The organism is Rhizobium sp. 42MFCr.1 (genome assembly GCF_000377185.1).
In the GTDB taxonomy this organism is placed as follows: domain Bacteria; phylum Pseudomonadota; class Alphaproteobacteria; order Rhizobiales; family Rhizobiaceae; genus Rhizobium; species Rhizobium altiplani.
The window spans coordinates 1-20409 of record NZ_KB897840.1; the positions used below are offsets into that span (position 1 = coordinate 1).

Annotated in this window: 20 protein-coding genes and 1 pseudogene; 9 read left to right on the top strand and 12 right to left on the bottom strand. The window is 61.7% G+C overall.

Going from position 1 to position 20409, the window contains the following annotated elements:
• Positions 1 to 219: pseudogene (locus tag C934_RS0120280) on the bottom strand (IS110 family transposase); the annotation flags it as partial.
• A 212-nt stretch (positions 220 to 431) separates the two neighbouring features.
• Positions 432 to 788: a hypothetical protein gene (locus C934_RS0120285; RefSeq protein WP_026371959.1), complete on the bottom strand. Its 357-nt coding sequence runs from the start codon at positions 786 to 788 to the stop codon at positions 432 to 434.
• Positions 789 to 908: 120 nt separating this feature from the next.
• On the opposite strand from C934_RS0120285, the gene C934_RS0120290 reads away from it, so the two are divergent.
• Complete coding sequence (locus tag C934_RS0120290) at positions 909 to 1664, top strand: DeoR/GlpR family DNA-binding transcription regulator (RefSeq protein WP_018858459.1); 756 nt, start codon at positions 909 to 911, stop codon at positions 1662 to 1664.
• Here C934_RS0120290 and C934_RS0120295 read toward each other — a convergent pair.
• The 3 genes from C934_RS0120295 to C934_RS0120305 form a co-directional block, all read right to left on the bottom strand.
• A complete protein-coding gene (locus C934_RS0120295; protein ID WP_018858460.1) occupies positions 1639 to 2388 on the bottom strand; it encodes a hypothetical protein in 750 nt (249 codons plus the stop codon). The genes C934_RS0120290 and C934_RS0120295 overlap by 26 nt on opposite strands.
• Positions 2389 to 2528: 140 nt before the next feature.
• Positions 2529 to 3536: an asparaginase gene (locus C934_RS0120300; protein ID WP_018858461.1), complete on the bottom strand. Its 1008-nt coding sequence runs from the start codon at positions 3534 to 3536 to the stop codon at positions 2529 to 2531.
• Between the two features lie 95 nt (positions 3537 to 3631).
• Complete coding sequence (locus tag C934_RS0120305) at positions 3632 to 4252, bottom strand: helix-turn-helix transcriptional regulator (protein ID WP_018858462.1); 621 nt, start codon at positions 4250 to 4252, stop codon at positions 3632 to 3634.
• Between the two features lie 107 nt (positions 4253 to 4359).
• Here C934_RS0120305 and C934_RS0120310 point away from each other — a divergent pair, with 107 nt between their 5' ends.
• Positions 4360 to 5793, top strand: a complete 1434-nt coding sequence (locus C934_RS0120310; RefSeq protein ID WP_018858463.1) for an MFS transporter — start codon at positions 4360 to 4362, stop codon at positions 5791 to 5793.
• A gap of 206 nt (positions 5794 to 5999) precedes the next feature.
• Positions 6000 to 7214, top strand: coding sequence for an MFS transporter (locus C934_RS0120315; RefSeq protein WP_018858464.1), 1215 nt, complete (start codon positions 6000 to 6002; stop codon positions 7212 to 7214).
• On the opposite strand, the gene C934_RS0120320 is transcribed toward C934_RS0120315, so the two are convergent.
• From C934_RS0120320 to C934_RS0120335, 4 genes are all read right to left on the bottom strand, one after another.
• Complete coding sequence (locus C934_RS0120320; RefSeq protein ID WP_018858465.1) at positions 7211 to 8206, bottom strand: NAD(P)H-quinone oxidoreductase; 996 nt, start codon at positions 8204 to 8206, stop codon at positions 7211 to 7213. The two genes, C934_RS0120315 and C934_RS0120320, sit on opposite strands and share 4 nt — an antisense overlap.
• Positions 8207 to 8284: 78 nt before the next feature.
• Positions 8285 to 10090, bottom strand: coding sequence for a GGDEF domain-containing protein (locus tag C934_RS0120325; protein ID WP_018858466.1), 1806 nt, complete (start codon positions 10088 to 10090; stop codon positions 8285 to 8287).
• Positions 10091 to 10228: 138 nt separating this feature from the next.
• Positions 10229 to 10471 (bottom strand): ribbon-helix-helix domain-containing protein, encoded by a 243-nt coding sequence (locus C934_RS0120330; protein WP_018858467.1) that lies wholly within the window; start codon positions 10469 to 10471, stop codon positions 10229 to 10231.
• Between the two features lie 182 nt (positions 10472 to 10653).
• Entirely contained in the window at positions 10654 to 11202 is a 549-nt protein-coding gene (locus C934_RS0120335) for an HdeD family acid-resistance protein (RefSeq protein ID WP_018858468.1), read from the bottom strand.
• Positions 11203 to 11344: 142 nt separating this feature from the next.
• Here C934_RS0120335 and betI point away from each other — a divergent pair, with 142 nt between their 5' ends.
• The 3 genes from betI to betA all read left to right on the top strand — a co-directional run bounded on the left by betI (position 11345) and on the right by betA (position 15169).
• Positions 11345 to 11944: a transcriptional regulator BetI gene (gene betI / locus C934_RS0120340; protein WP_018116475.1), complete on the top strand. Its 600-nt coding sequence runs from the start codon at positions 11345 to 11347 to the stop codon at positions 11942 to 11944.
• A complete protein-coding gene (betB, locus tag C934_RS0120345; protein WP_018858469.1) occupies positions 11941 to 13410 on the top strand; it encodes a betaine-aldehyde dehydrogenase in 1470 nt (489 codons plus the stop codon). The genes betI and betB overlap by 4 nt, the downstream gene beginning before the upstream one ends.
• 106 nt (positions 13411 to 13516) lie before the next feature.
• On the top strand, positions 13517 to 15169 hold the full coding sequence (betA, locus tag C934_RS0120350) for a choline dehydrogenase (protein WP_018858470.1): 1653 nt from the start codon (positions 13517 to 13519) through the stop codon (positions 15167 to 15169).
• Positions 15170 to 15184: 15 nt separating this feature from the next.
• Here the strand turns inward: betA and C934_RS0120355 are convergent, their stop codons facing one another.
• The 3 genes from C934_RS0120355 to C934_RS0120365 form a co-directional block, all read right to left on the bottom strand.
• Entirely contained in the window at positions 15185 to 15661 is a 477-nt protein-coding gene (locus C934_RS0120355) for a DUF6644 family protein (protein WP_018858471.1), read from the bottom strand.
• Positions 15662 to 15695: 34 nt separating this feature from the next.
• Positions 15696 to 16082 (bottom strand): DUF6152 family protein, encoded by a 387-nt coding sequence (locus C934_RS0120360; RefSeq protein ID WP_018858472.1) that lies wholly within the window; start codon positions 16080 to 16082, stop codon positions 15696 to 15698.
• A 139-nt stretch (positions 16083 to 16221) separates the two neighbouring features.
• Positions 16222 to 16668, bottom strand: a complete 447-nt coding sequence (locus C934_RS0120365; protein WP_018858473.1) for an RrF2 family transcriptional regulator — start codon at positions 16666 to 16668, stop codon at positions 16222 to 16224.
• Between the two features lie 412 nt (positions 16669 to 17080).
• Here C934_RS0120365 and C934_RS0120370 point away from each other — a divergent pair, with 412 nt between their 5' ends.
• The 3 genes from C934_RS0120370 to cysN all read left to right on the top strand — a co-directional run bounded on the left by C934_RS0120370 (position 17081) and on the right by cysN (position 20381).
• A complete protein-coding gene (locus C934_RS0120370; RefSeq protein ID WP_026371960.1) occupies positions 17081 to 17827 on the top strand; it encodes a phosphoadenylyl-sulfate reductase in 747 nt (248 codons plus the stop codon).
• Positions 17828 to 17938: 111 nt separating this feature from the next.
• Positions 17939 to 18892, top strand: coding sequence for a sulfate adenylyltransferase subunit CysD (gene cysD / locus C934_RS0120375; RefSeq protein WP_018116469.1), 954 nt, complete (start codon positions 17939 to 17941; stop codon positions 18890 to 18892).
• Between the two features lies 1 nt (position 18893).
• Positions 18894 to 20381: a sulfate adenylyltransferase subunit CysN gene (gene cysN / locus C934_RS0120380; protein WP_018858475.1), complete on the top strand. Its 1488-nt coding sequence runs from the start codon at positions 18894 to 18896 to the stop codon at positions 20379 to 20381.
• Positions 20382 to 20409: the final 28 nt, after the last annotated feature.

The following is a 20409-nucleotide window of genomic DNA, read 5'->3' on the forward strand; positions in this document are numbered from 1 at the left end:
AATGTCGTCGAGCCAGTCGTAGATCACCATCCAGTTGCGGGTCGCCTCGACAACCGCATGCGAGTTCTGACGGTAGCGTTCGAGAAACCCGCCAAGCGACTGGCGGTCGTTCTTCACGCGGCCGGAGCGCAGCGTCTTGCCACCGCTCTCCTGGACCACCAGGTGGCTGTAGGATTTGTGATAGTCGACGCCGATATGATAATCATAAGAGGCAGTCATGCTTCCAACTCCCTTGTTGAGATCCGCAAAACCCCAACAGGATAAGCCGAAAGGCCGGAAGTGTGACTGTCCCTCAATCATTCGCAGTGATCCGTTCTCTCCGGAGGCGACCTCTTTCATGTCACCTCCCTTCGATGCTGACTTTATAGCGCGGCTCTCCGCAAACGCACAGATCGAGGCCGGCGAGCCGGCCTCTTAAAAGTCAGCCTGCCTCAAGCACAGCCGGGGACATCCTCGATCCGGTGCCAGACCGGGATGCCGCGTTCGCGCGCGATGCGAACATCATTGTCGGCGCCTTTCGATTCGCCCTCAAGCCGCAGCACGCCATCGCAAAGCTGCAGCAGGCGGCCGGCAACGGGGTGGAAGATTTCCTCGTAGAGATCATCGCCGACAGCCTTGCCGCCGGCCGCGTTCCACACGGGGAGCGCCACCCATTCTCCAATCATCGGTACATGGCCCGCCTGGAACAGCCTGTGCGAGGGCTGCTCCAGCCGCTGCAGATTGGCAGCCATTTTTTCCGGGTCATCACCGGTTCCGGACCTGTAGGGACCAGCAATCAAGATCAACATCATCAAGCTCCATTTCCCTCGGCTTCATGCACGAGATGGCCGATAACTGCACGATATTTCTTGATTGTCGATTCATTTCGTGCAATTTCACGATAGTTCGTGCTAATACGGGATGAAGGCATGCTTACGACCCAGCGCAGATCGTTGATCCTCGATATTCTCAGGCGAGACGGCCAGGTGATTGCCAAACGTGTCGCCGAAGACTTCTCGCTTTCGGAGGACACGATCCGCCGCGACCTCAGGGAGATGGCGGCGGAAGGTTTGCTGAAGCGTGTTCACGGCGGGGCGATGCCTGTTGCGCCCGAGCTGCCGGATTTCTCGACGCGAAAGAGTGTTTCGTCCGAGGCGAAGGCGCGGTTGGGACGAAAGGCCGCCTCGCTCGTGCAACCCGGGCAGCTGATCTTTCTGGATGGCGGGACGACGACGGCGGAGATTGCCCGGCAACTGCCGCGCGACTTTGCGTTCTCGGTCGCGACGCACAGTCCGACGATCGCTGCGGAGCTGGAACACCACCCGACGGCGAGCGTCATCCTGATCGGCGGCAAGCTCTACAAGCACTCGATGGTCGCGGTCGGCGCCGTTGCGATGGCCGCGATCTCGCAGCTTCGGCCGGGTATGTTCTTTCTCGGCGTGACGGCTGTGCATCCCGTACACGGGCTGTCGACAGGCGACTTCGAGGAGGCGGCCATCAAGCGGCACATCGCATCCTGCGCGGCCGAAACCTACGTGCCGCTAACGGAGGAGAAGTTCGACCACGTCTCTCCCTGCCAGGTCCTTCCGATCTCAGGCGTATCGGGGCTGATCGTCGCCTCTGATATCCCAGCGGCAGCCATAGAGCCCTATCGCAATCTTACTGCCGAGATCCTCGAAGCATGAACGGCGGGACGAAGCGCGCCCTGAGTTCCTCGAGGTTCTGTGGCAACAGGCTCGCAGCGAGACCGACGACAAAGACAGCGAAGACGATATAGGCGAACGTGTCGCGGCCGGCCCAGAGGGTCAGGACGTCATGCAATCCGGGCTGTAGCGCAGCAATTGACGTCGAAAGCCGCATCTCGCCAAGCACACGACCCGGGATGGTCGCGAAGGCGGGTGCTTCCGACAGCGCCAATAGCGCGCCATAGACGGCGGTGACGGAAATGATTGCGCGCAGCGCAGGCCACGCACCAAACGGCCGCCCGCCACTCTCTTCAAACGACCAGCCGATATAGGCGCAGAAGATCACAAAAAACAGGAACGCCACCGGCAGCCCATCCAGCACGGCCTCCGGCTTCAACTGGCCGGTCCAGCCGTTGGCGAGGAGCAGCGGAAACGGCGCCGATGCAACGAACCAGATTGCGACAATCACGCCCCAGATCCAGTTCATCGACAGATAGTGGATGCGGGCAAGCGTCATGACGAGGATGATGCCCCCCGCTAGGTAGACGCCCGACGGTTTCATGGAACCGGTCATGGTGACGATGATCGGCCCGCAGGAGCCGGCGATCCGCGCGCAGCCGGACAAAACGACCGTCAGCCAGGTCACGTAGTCAAAACACATGGTGAAGAAGAGGAAGATCGCGATGGCGATCAACATCCACCAAAGATAGCGGCCCGCAAACATATCCTGCCCTCATGGCGTTCGATGTACTGGGCAAAAGGGTAACTCAGCCCACAAAAACCGCATCCGTTCTCGTGGGCTGTAGTTTCACATACATTAGCAACTTCTATTTTCGCAGCGAGACTGTCCCGTTCCGGAACGGCTTATGCAGTCAACGCAGCCGTCGCGCGAATATCACCAACATGCATACCGTTCCAATTGTGCATCTGGACGGTCGCCATGGCGGCCAGGCGCGCGCGAATCGCATCCTCCTTGCCGAAGAAGCGGCTGAGGGCGGCGGCAACCATTGCCTCGGAGGCACGCGAATGGCCGTCGTCGCATTTGACTGTTATCGCGACTCCCTGCTCGGGGATCGCCGCGCAGAAGACACCCTCGGCCCCCGTCTTGGCGAAGATGCGACCAGGTGCAGCCTCCATCAGCGCGGTGCAGGCGCGGCCCGTTCCGGCCACATAGAAGGGCTCGGCCATGCAGGCATCGAACAGCCGGCGGGAAGCCTTGGCGCGGAGCGGCTCGAGGCCATTGCCGGTCGCCATCTTGGCAAAGCCCTGCGCCAGGCCGCGCAAGGGAACCGCGTAGGTCGGGATGGAGCAGCCGTCCGTGCCGCAGTTGTCACGGCCGAGCGCCGCACCCGTCAGGCTTTCCATGACGCCGCGAATTTCGGCCTGCAGCGGATGGTCGTAGCCGACATATCCCTTCGGATCGATGTCCTGATGGCAGCAAGCGCAGATGAAGCCGGCATGCTTGCCGGAGCAGTTGTTGTGCAATGCCGTCGGCTTGTCGATCGTGCGCGCCTGGTGGATCAGCACCTTCTGGCTCGAGGACCAATGAGCGCCGCATTCCAGCGTTTCGACATCGCGACCGGCTTTCGCCAGCATGGCGGCGGCGAGCGCCACATGCTCGTCCTCGCCATTGTGCGAGGAGCAGGCCAGCGCCAGTTCCTTGTCGCCGAAGCCATAGGCGTCCGCAGCACCGCTTTCCATCAGCGGCAGCGCCTGCATCGCCTTGCAGGCAGAACGCGGGAAGGTTGGCGCGTCGATGTCGCCGATCGAGAACACGATCTTTCCATCACCATCCACGGCAACGACGGCGCCGCGATGGCGGCTTTCAACGAGCGAGCCTCGGGTGACTTCGACGGTGACGGGATTGGTCATGGCTTGGTCCTGATCATGTAGGCAGATGCGTCACGCATAGCGAGTCGCGTCGATAAAGCAATTGCCTTTCGTCGACTCCTGTACCGCGGCGCCGCTCAAAGCGGCGTGACGCGATAGGCGCAACGGCGGGCGCCGAGCAGGATATGTTCCTCGCGCTCGACCTTGGCGCCGAGGACGGCGCGAAAGGTCTCCAGCTCGGAGCGGCAAAAACCGGCACAGACGCTTGCGGCGGCGCAGATCGGGCAGTGGTTTTCGACAAGCAGAAGCGAACCGTCCGCCTCTTCCCAGCTGTCGGCCATGTATCCTTCGCTAGTGCGTATGGCGGCGAGCTGCCGCACACGCGATCCCGTGTCGGCAGCGTCGACTTCCTTGCGGTAGCGCTTGAGGGTATCCGCTTCGCGGGCGGAAATGACCGCATCCAGGGCCGGCGTCCCCAGCTGCGCGACCAGCGTGCTCAGGATCGTGGCGGTGAGTTCCGCATGGCCATCGGGAAAGGTCTGGTTGCCGGCAGTGGTCAGGTTCCAGAGCTGTCTCGGTCTCCCCCTGCCGGTCGCACTTTCGTTCACTGCTTCGACCAGCCCATCCTCCGCCATCTTCGTCAATTGCTGACGGGCGGCTTCCGACGATATGCCGAGCTTTGAGCCGAGTGTCGCGGCAAGTTGAGGTCCTTCCGTTTTGATTAGCAGCAGGATTCGGTTGGCCGGGGATTGTCTCATCTATTTTTCCAAGCTTGCACTTGCTTTAATAACATGGCGGTGTATTTTTTCCAAATAATAACTTGCAAAAATAATGCATATCCCGGGAAGCACACAAGGCATTAGACATGACCGGCATTGAAGAGATTTCCGCAGACAGGCCATCCGTCTTTCACCTGTTTTCCGCGCCGCTTTTGCCCGCGACACTCATGCTCGGCGGTGGCGTCACCCTCTACGCGGTTGAGACCTACATCACCGCGACAATCGCGCCGTCGATCGTGCGCGACATCGGCGGGCTAGAACTGCTGTCATGGATGACGACGCTCTTCGTTGCCGCTGCGGTCCTGGGGTCGATCTTTGTCGCGACGCGTCCTCGAGGCATCGGCTTGCGCAGTGTCTACGTCGCAGGCGCGCTCATCTTCGGCACCGGCAGCCTGGTCTGCGCGCTTGCCCCGGCAATGCCATTTGTGCTGGCCGGGCGTACGGTACAGGGATTCGGCGCCGGTATTCTTGCCGGGCTTGCCTATGCTTTCATTCGCTTCGCCTACCCAGAGCCGCTGTGGCAGAAGGCATCAACCCTCTATGCCGCCATCTGGGGTGTCTCGACCCTGGTCGGACCCAGCCTCGGCGGCTTGTTTTCCGAAGGCAACGCGTGGCGCCACGCCTTCATGGTGCTCGTCCCGCTCTGCGTGCTGATGGCGTCGCTTGCGCCCTGGCTGCTGCCACGCGCCGAGGATGACCGCGCCCATGGCAAGACCCCGATCCTGCAGATTGCCTTGCTGCTTGCCGCCGTGATGCTGGTCAGCATTGCCGGAACGATCGATGTGACAAGCTTCAAAGCATTGTTGATTGCAGCATCGATTGTCGCGATCGTCTCCATGCTATCGGTCGAACGTCGCGGCAGGAACCGTCTCCTCCCGACAGGCGCGGTCACGCTCGCAAAGCCTGTGGCACGTGTCTACCTGACGATGTTCGTGCTACTGCTGGTGCTCACAAGCGACATCTACATACCCTATTTCCTGCAGGCCCTGCATGGCGTGACGCCGCTGGTGTCAGGCTATCTGACCGCCCTTGTCGCGCTCGGCTGGACCTTTGCCGCCTTCTTCAGCGCAACGCTGTCCGAAAAGCGTGCCAGCGCGGCGATCGCCGCCGGCTGCGTGATCGAGATGATTGCGGTTGCCTCGCTGACCATCTTCCTCGCAGCGGATAACCAATCGGGCAACCTGGCCATTCTCGGCCCGGCTGTCATCGGCATGTTCCTGATGGGTTTCGGTGTTGGCCTTGGCTGGGCGCATCTGGTGACCAAGGTCCTGAGCCTTGTCGATAACTCCGAACAGGACAAGGCTTCGGCCGCGATCTCGACGGTACAGTCCCTCGGCAGCGCCTTCGGCGCCGCCGTCGCCGGTGTGATCGTCAACAGCACCGGACTGGTGAACCCTGGCGGGGTTGCCGGCAGCGTCTCGGCTGCCCACTGGCTCTACGTCCTGATGGCCCTTCCAGGCCTGATCGCGGTCGCAACGTCTCTGACCCTCTCGTCGCCCGCCGAACGGCAGGCCCGGTGAGCGACGTGCGAGCGGTCACAGACGCAGCATGATCTGCCGATGTGACCGCTCGTTTCCATCCCAGCGATTGGGCGGATCGGCTCTTGTCGACCGGCCGCGATCACGGCATGGGACCACCCATCACGTGATTTGACCGCTGCCATCACAAACTCTGGTTATTCGAAAGCACACTACTGGTTTATATCAGGGGCATCGGGAATCACGCCATGCCATCCGCTTTTTCGTCCATCCTCCGCGATCGTCAAATCCGTGTCCCAGCGCTGACGCTGGTTGCGCTCGCCTTCACCTATGCCTCGACGATGCCTTATCAATCGATCATCGGCATCAACGAACTCGGCCTGTCCGACCGCAGCTATTCCGGGCTGATCTTCCTTGCGGCGCTGGTCAACGTCTCTACCAGCCTGACGCTCGGCATCTGGTCCGACGGGCTCAGCGATCGGCGCCCGCTGGTGCTGGCGCTGTCGGTGTGCGGCATGCTCGGCTTCGGAATGATCTACGAATTCCGCACCGCCGCAGTCTTCATGTTCGGCATATTGGTGCTGATCCCCATCAGCAATTCCACCTATTCGATCCTGTTGGCCAGTATCCGCGCGACGACGAACACGATGGACCGCGGAAAGGCTGCAGCGATCACGTCCACGGTTCGCGCGCTGTTCTCGGGCTCCTGGGCGCTGGCGCCTGGCCTGATCGGCCTGTACCTCATCAATTCGCAATCGATGACACCGGCCTATGGCATTGCGGCTCTCGCGAGCCTGACCTGCTTTTGCCTCTACCTGTTCGTGGCCAAGCCTGCGCCGGCGGGCGCAGCCTCCCCTTCCCTGAATATCGGCTTTTTCTCGTCGCTCGGCAGGATTTTTTCCCCTCATGTGCTGGTGAGGGTCTGCCTCATGGCGCTGCTGCTCGGCTTGCAGCGGTTGAACAGTGTCGTTTCGCCGTTGATCATTACCGATGCCGCAGGCGGCACGGTGGTCGATGTCGGTTTCATGGCCGGCCTCGTCGCCTTCCTGGAAATGCCGTTCATGCTGATGTGGGGCGCGCTGCAGCGGCGCTTCCGCAACGTGCATGTGCTTGCGCTCGGAGCGCTCATCTATTGTCTGTATCTGATATTGCTGAGCTTTGCCTCGGCGCCCTGGCAGATCTATGCCCTCGTGCTGGTCAACGCCTGCGGTGCTGCAGCCATCCTCAGCGTACCGATCACCTACCTGCAGGACCTGATTGCCGATCGCCCGGGACTCGGCAGTTCGCTGGTCTCGGTCAACACGTTCATCGCAAACGGCATCAGTGCGTCGATCTTCGCCGCCGGGACCGGCTTCACAGGATATTCAGGCACAGCACTGCTTGCCGCCGTGGTCGGTCTCGCTTCGGTTGGCCTACTGCTGTTCCTTGAAAGAGCCCCCCGACCGGTCCCGCGACCGGCCTAGATCCGCAGCATGATCTTTCCGATGTGACCGCTCGTTTCCATCAGCCGATGCGCCTTGGCGGCGTCCTCGAAAGGAACGACGGTATCGATAATAGGCGCAAGCTTGCCTTCATCGAGAAGCGGCCAGACCTGGGAAAGGAGATCGTCCCGGATCGCGCGCTTTTCCTCAGGCGTGCGCGGGCGCAGCGTCGAGCCGGTGATCGTCAGCCGTTTGACCATGATCGGCGCTAGATTGACCTTTTCCACGACAGCGCCGCCGAGAAAGGCGATGATCGAGAGGCAGCCGTCCTTCGCAAGCGATGCCACGTTCCGCTCAAAATAGGCAGCACCAATCATATCGAGGATGATATCGACACCGTGGCCCGTCTCGGTCTTGATGACCTCTGCAAAATCGTCGGTCTTATAGTTGATGGCCCGCTTTGCGCCGAGCCTGACGCAGGCGTCGCATTTCTCCTGCGAACCGGCGGTCGCGTAGACCTCAGCGCCGAAGGCCCGCGCAAGCTGGATGGCGGTCGTTCCGATACCACTCGAGCCGCCGTGCACGAGGACCTTCTCGCCTTCTGTCAGCCCGGCCATCTGGAACATGTTGGCCCAGACGGTGAAGTAGTTCTCCGGGAGGGCGGCCGCCTTGACCGCATCGTAGCCTTTCGGGAAACGGAGCGCCTGGCCGGCGGGCAGCAGGCAATATTCGGCATAGGCGCCGCCGTTCGTCAGGCCGCAGACTTTGTCGCCGACGGCAAAATCTCTGACGCCAGCGCCAACGCCAACGATCTCGCCCGCCATCTCAAGTCCGAGGATCGGGCTTGCGTCCTTGGGCGGGGGATAGGTGCCCTGACGCTGAGCGACGTCGGGCCGGTTGACGCCGATCGCCTCGGTGCGAATGAGAAGCTGCCCCTCGCCCGGTATCGGCAAGGGTCCGGTGGCAATCCGCATCACTTCAGGCGCGCCGAAGCTCGGCAGGTCGATGAAGCGCATCTGCGTGGGCAAAGACATGGTCCGGTCTCCTCGTTCCGAAAGCACGTGAGATAGTCCAGCGCTTCGGATTTGAGAAGGCAGGAAGAACGGATGGCGTCAATTCGTCTCGACCAGGAGGTGGAAGACGAGCCCCTCCTCGCTTTCCTTAGCCTCGGCCTTAATGTGAGCAATTTCGGCGCTGACGCGATTGGTGTCGTCGATGACAAGACCTTCCGGTAGCTCCAGCACGCCGATCGAGCAGCGCATCAGCGGGAACAGTGCCTCGACGCCTGCGCGGTCATGGCCGCGAATGCTGCCAGCGGCGCGATCCGTATCGGAATAGAGGCCGAGCACATCGTCGTGAAAATCGCTGATCAGGCGGTCGAGAATTTCTGTCAGCTCTTCCTTGGCCCAGCCGCGGACGCCGATGAAGAAATCGTCGCCGCCGACATGCCCGAGGAAATGACGTTCGGCGAAAAAATAGCGGCGCATGAGGGCGGCAAAGAGCGAAATCGCGTGGTCGCCGAGATGGAAGCCATAGGCATCGTTGAACGGCTTGAAGTTGTCGAAATCACAGTAGCAGAAGTGACGCTTCTCGTCGCCATCGAGGCTGGACTCGCGCATGAAGTCGCGGATCGCCCTGTTGCCCGGCAGTCCGGTCAGAGGGTTCTGGTCCTGGGCCGTCTTCAGCTTCTTCTCATTCATGACCTTGATGAGCGAGGCGGCTGACACGACACCCGCATAGCGCATGTTGTCGGTCAAAAGCAGGCAGTTCGTGCCTTCCATGTTGGCGAAGATCGCCATTAGCTGTTCGGTATCGGAATCAAGCCCGACGATCGGCGCCATCTCGACGAAGTGGGAGATCGTTCGCTCGTAGACCTTGTTCTTCAGGAGGTCGCGACCGAAAGGCTGGTAGATGTATTCCTTCAGATGGCGTTCGTGCAGGATACCGCGCGGCTCGCCGTTCGCATTCAGCACCGGGAAAAACGCCTGCTGCGGATTGCGGCGGAACAGCTCGAAGACACTGTCGATCGTGTCGTTTTCATAGACTGTCGGCAGCATCTCGATCTGCTTGCGGATCAGGATCTCGTCGAGCGATTGCGGATTTCGCTTGCTCTTGCCGAGGTCCAACAGGTGCGGAAACGACGGCTGCAACTCGGTGACATGGGTGGTCGGGCGGGAGACGAACCAGCCTTGGACGAGATCGACGCCGAACTCGCGGCAGGCGACGAATTCCGCCTCCGTCTCGATGCCCTCGGCGATGACGCGAGTGCCGAGCACATGGGCGATGTGGACGATGTTTTTCAGAAGATGGCGCTTGCGCGGGCTGCTGTCGATGTCGGCGATGAAATGGCGGTCGATCTTCAGGTAATCGACCGGGTGGTCGCAGAGCAGCTTCATCTCGCCGTGGCCGACACCGAAATCGTCGATCGCGAGCTTGAAGCCGGCCTTGCGGAGAAGCGATACGAGCGCCGCAAATTCGGGCACGCTAGTATTGTCGAAGCGTTCGGAAAACTCGAAACAGATGGAAGACGGAGGAATATTGGCGAGCTTCAGGTGCTGCAGCAGGCCTTCCACCAGGCGCTCACCATGCGGGATCAGCCGAACATCGAGATTGAGGAACAGTGTCGAACTGGAAAAGTGCGGCAGCGTTGCGAACTTCGCAAGCGCACGGCTTGCCACCATCTGCTCCAGTTGCAGAAGCTGCTGGTTCTTGTGAGCCTCGTCGAGGATTTCGATCGGGGAGTTGAAGCCGATGCGTTCCTGCCCGCGCATCAGCGATTCATAGCCGAACGCCACTCCCGTCCCTGCTTCCACGATGGGCTGGAACGCGTTCTCGATGACGAGTTTCGCAAGGGTCACGATCTGATCGCTGGCGTAGCGACGAACAAGCGCCGGATCGACGGTGGCAGCCAAAGACATGCCAATCTCCACTGTGTCTTATTGTTTTGCGCAGGGAAACTGGCGGAGAAGGATCAACGAACCCTTTCCCGAATATGAAACTTTTGTGAAACCACGTCCATTTTCGAATCGAATTTTATCGATCAATCAATGGCTTGGTCAGGCTGTATGCCTGTTCTCAGCCTCATGATCGGCGAACATGTCAGCGACGCATTTGGCACCCCGGGAGACGCCGCTCTGATCGAAGGCGCCTTCGGGGCATCCGCCGAGTTTGCGGGCGGCCTCCCACATGCGCAGGGCCTCGCGCACAACCTCGCTGCTTGACGCATAGGTGCCATTGTCGACAGCGGCGCGGATATCCGCAGCCTGCAGCGGCGAAATGGATACGGTAACCATCGGCATGAGATTCCTCCCTTTGCCTCGTCGGACACTGCCTGTCCTCTGGGAGACGGATTAACCCGTCCGCGGCATTGCCGACGCCGCCGCCTCGGCTGCCTCTTATTGGGCGAAATTTTAGACCCCACTCACATACTTGTCAAAAAGGAAACAGTCCGTGATGTCTGCCTGTGAATTGCGGGCATAAGTCAGCGACGGACCGCAAGACCGAAAGCGAGCATCGACCAACCCTGCAGCAGAAGGTCACAGGCGAGGAAAAGTCCCAGGATCCAAAGGCTGTTGACCGGCCATCCGAGCGCAATAACCACGCCAGCCAGCGCCGTGATGATACCGCTCACAAGGACCCAGCCCCATCCTTTCACGGGGCGCATGCGCCAGCCGACCCAGATTCGGAACACGCCAGCAACGAGCAAGGCGATCGCCAGAAACAGCGTCAACACGGCCGATGCCAGAAGGGGATTCTCGAAGGCAAAGAAACCGGCCAACAGATAGAGAACGCCGCTCAAGGCCCAAACCAGCGCCTGCTCCCAGCTTCTCACCTGAAAGGCGTGGATCAGGTAGACCACGCCGCCGACCAGCATCAGGATTCCGACATAGTAGACGGAGACAACGGTTGCGAGCGCGACGTTTGCCAACGCGATAAAGCCGCAGACGATCAGCAGCACGCCAAGTGCCGCGAACCAACCCCATTTCGATTGCAGTGACGAAAAACCCAGTCGATCAGAAATATCTGCCATGGCACACCTCCTGGTTGGTAAAAGAATATGCCGCAAAATCGCGGAATTGGAAGAGGTTAGCCTTCTGGAAGTGTTGCCAGATTTTTATTGATTGATCAGTCAATCAAAATTATGCTGGATGGCATCTTCATGGAGTGATGCGATGCCCAAGGTCGGAATGGAGCCGGTTCGCCGCAAGGCGCTTGTCGATGCCGCGCTGCGCGTGATCGGCGATCACGGCTCGCTGACTGTCACCATGTCCGAAATTGCCCGGCAGGCCGGTGTGTCGCCGGCGCTGGCGCATCATTACTTCGGCAGCAAGGAACAACTGCTGATCGAGACTGTCCGCTCTCTCCTCAAGCAGCTGCGCGACGACGTCGTGACTGCGCTGAAGGCGGTTGACGCACCGCGCGAGAAGCTCTCCGCCGTCATCCGCGTCAGCTTCCAGGCAGACCAGTTCGCGCCGGCAACTATCGCCGCCTGGCTGGCCTTCTATGCCGAGGCGCAGCGCTCCGAGGAAACCCGGCGCTTCCTTGTCATCTATGCCCGCCGTCTGCAGTCGAACCTCATCGCCAACCTGAAAGCGCTCTGCCCTTACGATGCCGCAGAACGCATTGCCGAAGGCGCGGCTGCGATGATCGACGGGCTCTACATCCGCCAAAGTCTGAGGTCGGCGCCTGTCAGCATCGAGGCATCGATCGCGCTTACCGAAGACTATATCAATTCACAGCTTGCCGCCCTTGCGAAAGGACAGATTCAGTGACCCTCAGAGCCCAGCCGAAAGCCTCCCATTTCATCGACGGCGAATATGTCGAGGATGACGCGGGCAGCGTCATCGAAAGCATCTATCCGGCGACCGGCGAAGTCATCGCCCGGCTGCACGCGGCAACCCCTGCTATCGTCGAAAAGGCGATCGCATCGGCCAAGCGCGCCCAGCCGGAATGGGCTGCGATGAGCCCGACGGCGCGCGGCCGTATCCTGAAGCGCGCCGCTGACCTCATTCGCGAACGCAATCGCGAGCTGTCCGAACTGGAGACGCTGGATACTGGTAAGCCGATCCAGGAAACGATCGTCGCCGACCCGACATCAGGCGCCGACAGCTTCGAGTTCTTCGGCGGCATTGCAGCTGCCGGCCTCAATGGCTCCTACATCCCGCTCGGTGGCGATTTCGCCTACACCAAGCGTGTTCCGCTTGGCGTCTGCGTGGGCATCGGCGCCTGGAACTATCCGCAGCAGATCGCCTGCTGGAAGGGTGCACCGGCGCTCGCCGCCGGCAATGCCATGGTCTTCAAGCCGTCGGAAAACACACCGCTTGGGGCCCTTGCCATTGCCGAGATCCTTAATAAGGCGGGCCTGCCGAAGGGGCTCTACAATGTCATCCAGGGGGATCGCGAGACGGGACCGCTGCTGGTCAACCATCCTGATGTCGCCAAGGTGTCGCTGACGGGCTCGGTTCCGACCGGCCGCAAGGTCGCCGCGGCCGCTGCCGGCAGCCTCAAGCACGTCACCATGGAGCTCGGCGGCAAGTCGCCTCTAATCGTCTTCGACGATGCCGATATCGACAGCGCCGTCGGCGGCGCCATGCTCGGCAACTTCTATTCGACCGGCCAGGTCTGCTCGAACGGCACACGCGTCTTCGTGCAGCGGAAGATCAAGGCGGAATTCCTCAAGCGGTTGAAAGCCCGCACCGAGGCGATCGCCATCGGCGATCCGATGGACGAGGCGACGCAGCTCGGGCCGATGGTGTCCTGGGCGCAGCGCGACAAGGTTCTCTCCTACATCGAGAAGGGCAAGGCCGAGGGTGCGACCCTCGTCACCGGTGGCGGCATCCCCAACAACGTCTCCGGCGAAGGCTACTACGTGCAGCCGACGGTCTTTGCCGACGTCACCGACGAGATGACGATCGCCCGCGAGGAGATCTTCGGCCCCGTCATGTGCGTGCTTGACTTCGACGACGAGGCCGAGGTGATCGCTCGCGGCAATGCGACGGAATTCGGCCTCTCCGCCGGCGTCTTCACATCAGACCTGACGCGCGCCCATCGCGTCGTCGACCAGCTCGAGGCGGGCACGCTGTGGATCAACACCTACAATCTCTGCCCTGTCGAAATCCCGTTCGGCGGCTCCAAGCAATCCGGCTTCGGACGCGAAAATTCGCTGGCCGCGCTGGAGCACTATTCGGAGCTGAAGACGGTTTATGTCGGCATGGGGCCGGTGCAGGCGCCCTATTGAGGCAGCAGGCGGCCGGTCCCGGCAGGTAGCATTCAATTTCGCTTCGTCCCGATCGGCTCACCAGCGGGCCCGAGGACGAGGTGGTGAATCGGAAAAGAAGCACATCATGCAGCAGGCAGATTTCGTCATCATCGGCTCCGGCTCGGCGGGTTCCGCCCTCGCCTACCGGCTTTCGGAAGACGGCAAGACTACCGTCATCGTCATCGAGGCGGGCGGCTCCGATTTCGGGCCGTTCATCCAGATGCCGGCCGCCCTTGCCTGGCCGATGAGCATGAAGCGCTACAACTGGGGCTATCTCTCCGAGCCCGAGCCGAACCTGAACAACCGGCGGATCACCGCGCCGCGCGGCAAGGTGATCGGCGGCTCCTCCTCGATCAACGGCATGGTCTATGTGCGCGGCCACGCCGAGGACTATAACCGCTGGGAAGAGCTCGGCGCGCAAGGCTGGGCCTATGCCGACGTCCTCCCCTACTTCAAGCGGATGGAGCACAGCCACGGCGGCGAGGAAGGCTGGCGCGGCAAGGACGGACCGCTGCACGTCCAGCGCGGTGTCTTCCGCAACCCGCTGTTTCGCGCCTTCATCGAGGCCGGCAAGCAGGCAGGCTTCGAGGCGACCGAGGACTACAACGGCTCGAAGCAGGAAGGCTTCGGACTGATGGAGCAGACGATTTTCGGCGGTCGCCGCTGGTCGGCCGCGTCAGCCTATCTGAAACCGGCGCTGAAACGACCGAACGTGGAGGTCGTCTACGGCCACGCCCACAAGGTGGTGATCGAGAACGGCCGGGCAACCGGCGTCGAAATCGAGCGGGGCGGCAAGATCGAGATCGTCAAGGCGAACCGCGAGGTCATTGTCTCGGCCTCCTCCTTCAATTCGCCGAAGCTCCTGATGCTGTCGGGCATCGGGCCCGGCGCGCATCTGCAGGAAATGGGGATCGAGGTAAAGGCAGACCGGCCGGGCGTCGGCGCCAACCTGCAGGACCACATGGAATTCTATTTCCAACAGGTTAGCACCAAGCCGGTTTCACTCTATTCCTGGCTGCCCTGGTTCTGGCAGGGGGTCGCGGGCGCGCAATGGATGTTCACCAAGTCGGGGCTTGGCACCTCGAACCAGTTCGAGGCCTGCGCCTTCCTGCGCTCGGCGGCTGGCGTCAAGCAGCCCGATATCCAGTACCACTTCCTGCCGGTCGCGATCAGCTATGACGGCAAGGCGGCGGCCAAGAGCCACGGCTTCCAGGTGCATGTCGGCTACAACCTGTCGAAGTCGCGCGGCAACGTCACGCTCGGCTCCTCGGACCCGAAGACCGATCCTGTCATTCGCTTCAACTACATGAGCCATCCCGAGGACTGGGAAAAATTCCGCCATTGCGTGCGGCTGACCCGCGAGATCTTCGGCCAGAAGGCCTTCGACCAGTATCGCGGCCCGGAGATCCAGCCGGGCGAGGCCGTCCAGACCGACGAACAGATCGACGCCTTCCTGCGCGAGCACCTGGAAAGCGCCTATCACCCCTGCGGCACCTGCAAGATGGGCGCGAAAACCGACCCGATGGCGGTCGTAGATCCCGAAACGCGCGTCATCGGCGTCGACGGGCTGCGCGTCGCGGACAGCTCGATCTTCCCGCACGTCACCTACGGCAATCTCAACGGCCCGTCGATCATGACCGGCGAGAAGGCTGCCGACCACATCCTCGGCAAGCAGCCGCTGCCGCGCTCCAACCAGGAGCCGTGGATCAATCCGCGCTGGGAAACGAGCGATCGGTAAATCTGCCGATCGCCATCAGACAAAGCCGATCCAGCGGCCGGCAAGGAGCGCGGATATCCATACGGCCGCGGAAAGGCCCGCCTGCAGGCGCAAGCTGAACGCGGGCGCAGAGCCTGACACGGCCCGCCGCCAGGCAGCCTGGGCATGGACCACGGCCGCGTTCACGATGCCGAGCACCAGCAGCCCCAGCTTTGCGAGGAAGGCCAGATTTCCGGCGTATTCCACCGGCTTGACGCTGAAAAGGGCAAAGCCGGTGATAGCAGCTCCCACGAGCCCGACAGCCGCGGCCCGCGACAGGAACGGGCCAAGCACCGCCAGCGGCACCGAGCCGAAGCAGCCCATCAGCCGCAGATCCAGCGGCAGGATCGCCCCGATCAGTAGGCCGATCGAAAGGATATGGGCGGCGTTGACGGCCATGTAGACAAGCGCCGAGCGCCGCAGCCCTGACGACAGCGGGGTTGCGGCGAGCCATTCCAGGAACTCGATCGCCATCGCCTAGAGCCTTTCGGGGTTAAATTGAAAGGTTCTAGTTCGTCTGGATCCGTTCCGGATAGATGTCGTAGCGCTTGTCGGCGACCGTGATGCGCACGGCCTTCATCCGTTTCTCGTCGGCCTTCAGCGAACGGTTTCCGAGGACGACAATCGGATCCCCCTTCTTCGCGGAGCCTTCGACAAAGCCCGAGCGTTCGGTCTGCCTGGGATTGCCGAGTTCGACGAGCCAGACGCCGTCGGCGGCGGTCGCAACGTCGAGCGTCGGGTGCGGCCCACCCATCGTGACCTTTTCGATCGTGCCATGCAATTCCGTCTGCTCTCCCTCGGCCCACGACCAGCCGTGGTGCGCCGCGGCTCCCGACGCCAAGGTCAGCGCGAGGACCGCACCAATTGCCATCCGTTTCGAGTTCATGAGACGCATGTTCGTTTCTCCCTACCTCAGGACAGGGGCGAATTGGCGTAGCACCAAGCAATGGAAAGCTATCTCACCGAATCTTGAAGCGACCTTTATCCGCCTGATGGTCTCAAGCAACATGCAGCAGCATGGACGATGATTAGGCCTAGGCGAGTAAACGGGTGACTTCCGCGACCTTTGCCGGCGCGACAGCATCTGCGATCGTCGTGGAGAACAGCACCTTGCGGGTCGCATCCGCCACCTTGGCGAAGACATGGCGGATCTCGCAGTTCTGCTCTCCATCGCAATCATCGCATTTGCGATAAGCGGTGATCGAGAGGCAGGGAAGCGGTGCGATCGGCCCGTCGATGATGCGCAGCACCTCGCCGAAGGTGATCATGTCGGCCGGCTTCAGCAGCAGATACCCGCCCGTCTTGCCGCGGCGACTGACGACGATGCCCTGGTGCTTCAGGTCGAGAAGGATCTGTTCAAGGAACTTCTTTGGGATCTTCTGCTGGGCCGCAATGTCTGAGATCATCACCGGCTCGCCGTCATCGGCTGCCGCCAATACCGTCAGCGCCCTCAGCGCATATTTTGCCTTTTGCGTAATCATTTTTGACCGTCGACACACACATGGCGGGCGGAATCACAGACCCGCCGCAAGCAGGATCCTGTCTCTATGGCATGCGCAGCATGAACGGAATTTGAACAAGCCGGCGAAACCCTTGAGAGACAAGGTTTTTGGCCTTGTTTTTTCACCCTCGGCCAATACCGCAAATCTACGTCAAAATGCACTTGCGATGTCATCAATTCACATTTCCGATTGACAGGCAACGTGTTACTCTACTAAATCAATAGACAATTGGGCTGACCGTCGACAAACCATCGCGGTGCGGCTGCTTTTCCGCATTGCAGTGGCCGGGGAGAGATATTTGCTCCTATCGCGCCTGCTTTCGAAATCCGTTTTTCTGTCCGATCCAAGCCCGACCTGCGATACTCCGGCCAACATCAAGGACAGGATCCCCATGACTGTTGCTGCCAATCCGAACGCTGAAGCGGAAACGCTGAACGCGAACCTCGCGAGCCTTGACCTTGCGGAGCGTCTGTCGCTCGTCGCCGGCCTTGGCGGCCGCGTCGTCTTCACCACCTCCCTCGGCATCGAGGACCAAGTCATCACCGCCGAAATCGGCAACCACCGCCTTCCGATCGACGTCGTGACGCTGCAGACCGGACGGTTGTTTCCGGAAACGCTGGCGCTGATCGACGAGACCGAGAAGCAATACGATCTTCACATCAGCCGTTACGAGCCCGAACAGGCAGATATCGATGCCTATGCCGCCAAGTACGGCCTCAACGGCTTCTATGAGAGCGTCGAAGCCAGGCATGCCTGTTGTGGCATGCGCAAGTTGAAGCCGCTTGCGCGAGCCCTGGCAGGGGCGACGATCTGGATCACCGGCCTGCGCCGTGGCCAATCGGCCAACCGCGCTGAGACGCCGTTTGCGGAATATGACGCGGAGCGTCATCTCCTGAAGGTGAACCCGCTCGCCGACTGGGACCTCGACGTTATCAAGGCCTATGTCGCCGACAACGGCGTGCCGATCAATCCGCTGCACGCCCGCGGCTATCCCTCGATCGGCTGCGAACCCTGCACCCGGGCGATCAAGCCGGGCGAGCCGGAACGCGCCGGCCGCTGGTGGTGGGAACAGGACGAAAAGCGCGAATGCGGCCTGCACGTGGCTGAAGAGGCCTCGGCGATTGCCGCACAACAGTAACCCGTCGACTTCGGGATCGGAGCGCGGCCCGTCGCCTGCGCTCCTCGAAGTCTGAAATGCACCCATTCCGGATGCCTCCCTTCCGAGAATGATTGAAGCCTGGAGTCAGAAATGCCCGATAGCCGTCCGGATACGGAACTCAACAATCCCCGGAGCGCGAAGCCGCCGCTCGACCCGCATTTGAAGGCTCTCGAAAACGAAGCGATCCACATTTTCCGTGAGGTCGCCGCCGAATTCGAGCGTCCCGTCATGCTCTACTCGATCGGCAAGGATTCGTCGGTCCTGCTGCATCTGGCCCGTAAGGCCTTCTACCCCGGTCGCGTCCCCTTCCCGCTGCTGCATGTCAACACCGGCTGGAAATTCCGCGAGATGATTGCCTTTCGCGATGAAACCGCGAAGAAATACGACCTCGACCTGATCGAGCACATCAATCCGCGCGGTGCGGCCGAAAACATCACGCCGTTCACGCATGGCTCGGCCGCCTTTACCGACATCATGAAGACCGAAGGGCTGCGCCAGGCCCTCGACGCCGGCCAATTCGATGCCGCCTTCGGTGGCGCGCGCCGCGACGAGGAAGCCAGCCGCGCCAAGGAACGCATCTATTCCTTCCGCACACCAGACCATCGCTGGGATCCGCGCAACCAGCGCCCGGAACTCTGGAACATCTATAATGGCCAGATCCGCAAGGGCGAAAGCGTTCGCGTCTTCCCGCTGTCAAACTGGACCGAAGTCGATATCTGGCGCTACATCCAGGCCGAAGACATTCCGCTCGTGCCGCTCTACTACGCCAAGAAGCGCCCCTATGTTGAGCGCGACGGCATGATGATCCTTGCCGAAGATCCGCGGCTGGAACTGTTGCCCGGCGAAGTGCGCCAGGAAGGCATGATCCGTTTCCGCACCCTGGGCGATTTTCCGCTGACAGGCGCCATCCCATCGAAGGCGACCACGCTCGAAGAGGTGATTGCCGAACTCGAAATTGCCACTGTCTCCGAACGACAGGGCCGCGCCATCGACCGCGACCAGTCCGGTTCCATGGAAAAGAAGAAGCGTGAAGGATATTTCTGAGATGACCGCAGCCGTAACCGCCGCACACGCCCTTGCCGTGCCCGCCGCAGATCCTGCGACGGCAACGCGCGACTCGCGACCGCTGCGCCTCATCACCTGCGGCAGCGTCGATGATGGCAAGTCCACCCTGATCGGCCGCCTGCTCTGGGATACCAAGGCCGTCAAGGAAGACCAGGCCGCCACGCTGCAGCGCGATTCCACCGGCAAGCAGAACGATCTCGGCCTGCCCGACTTCGCACTGCTGCTCGACGGCCTGCAGGCCGAGCGCGAACAGGGCATCACCATCGATGTCGCCTATCGCTACTTCTCGACCGACAAGCGCTCCTTCATCGTTGCCGACACGCCCGGCCACGAGCAGTACACCCGCAACATGGCAACCGGCGCCTCCACCGCCGATCTCGCCGTGCTCCTGGTCGACGCGCGCGCCGGCATTCTGGAGCAGACGCGTCGCCACGCAACGATCGCCTCGCTGCTCGGCATCAAGCAGTTCGTGCTTGCCATCAACAAGATCGACCTGACGAACTACGATCGCGCCGGCTTCGAGAAGATTACGCACGAGTTCCGCGAATTCGCGCTGTCGCTCGGCGTCAAGCAGATCACCGCGATCCCGATGTCGGCCTTGAAGGGCGAGAACGTCGTTTATTCCGGTGAGGCATCGATGCCGTGGTACGCCGGCCCGACGCTGGTCGAGACGCTCGAGCTTGCGACCGTCCGCTCCTCGCAGGCGACAGGCTTCCGCTTCTCGGTGCAGCGCGTCTCGCGTCCGGGGGAAAGCTTCCGCGGCTACCAGGGCACCGTTGCCGGCGGGTCCGTCAAGCCGGGTGATAGCGTCATGATCCTGCCGTCCGGCATGGTCGCCAACGTCTCCAAGATCGTCACCTTCGATCTGGTGCGCAACGCGGCAGTCGCCGGCGATGCGATCACGCTGGTCCTCGACCGGCAGGTCGACGTCGCGCGCGGCGACATGATCGTCTCGATCGACAGCCAGCCGCAGGTCGGCCTCTCCTTCGACGCGCAGATCGTCGCACTGCAGCCGGAGGGTATCGAAGCCGGCAAGCGCTACTGGCTGAAGAGCGGCAGCCGCCGCCAGCGCGTGCAGGTACAGCCGTTGGCGCAGCTTGAACTGAAGACCGGCGCCTGGGCTCCTGTCGATACGCTCTACATGAATGCGATCGGCAAGGTGCGCCTCGCCTTCGACGAACAAGCGATCTTCGACCCCTACGAGCAGAACCGGGCGACCGGCTCCTTTATCCTGATCGACCCCGACACCAACAATACGGTGGCCGGCGGCATGGTCAGCGGAAAGCGGAGCGAGCTCGGCGGCATCCACGGCGGCGATGCCCGCGTGATCCTGTCGCTGCCGGCCGACCTCGCCGACCAGATCATGGCGAGCGAACTCTTCGCCAACCGCCGCCATGAGGCGGAGGTGCGGCGCATGACCGCCGCTGAGGCGGCCGACCTCTGGTCGAACGCGGCAAGCGACATCTAGGCAAACGAAAACGGGGCCACATCGGCCC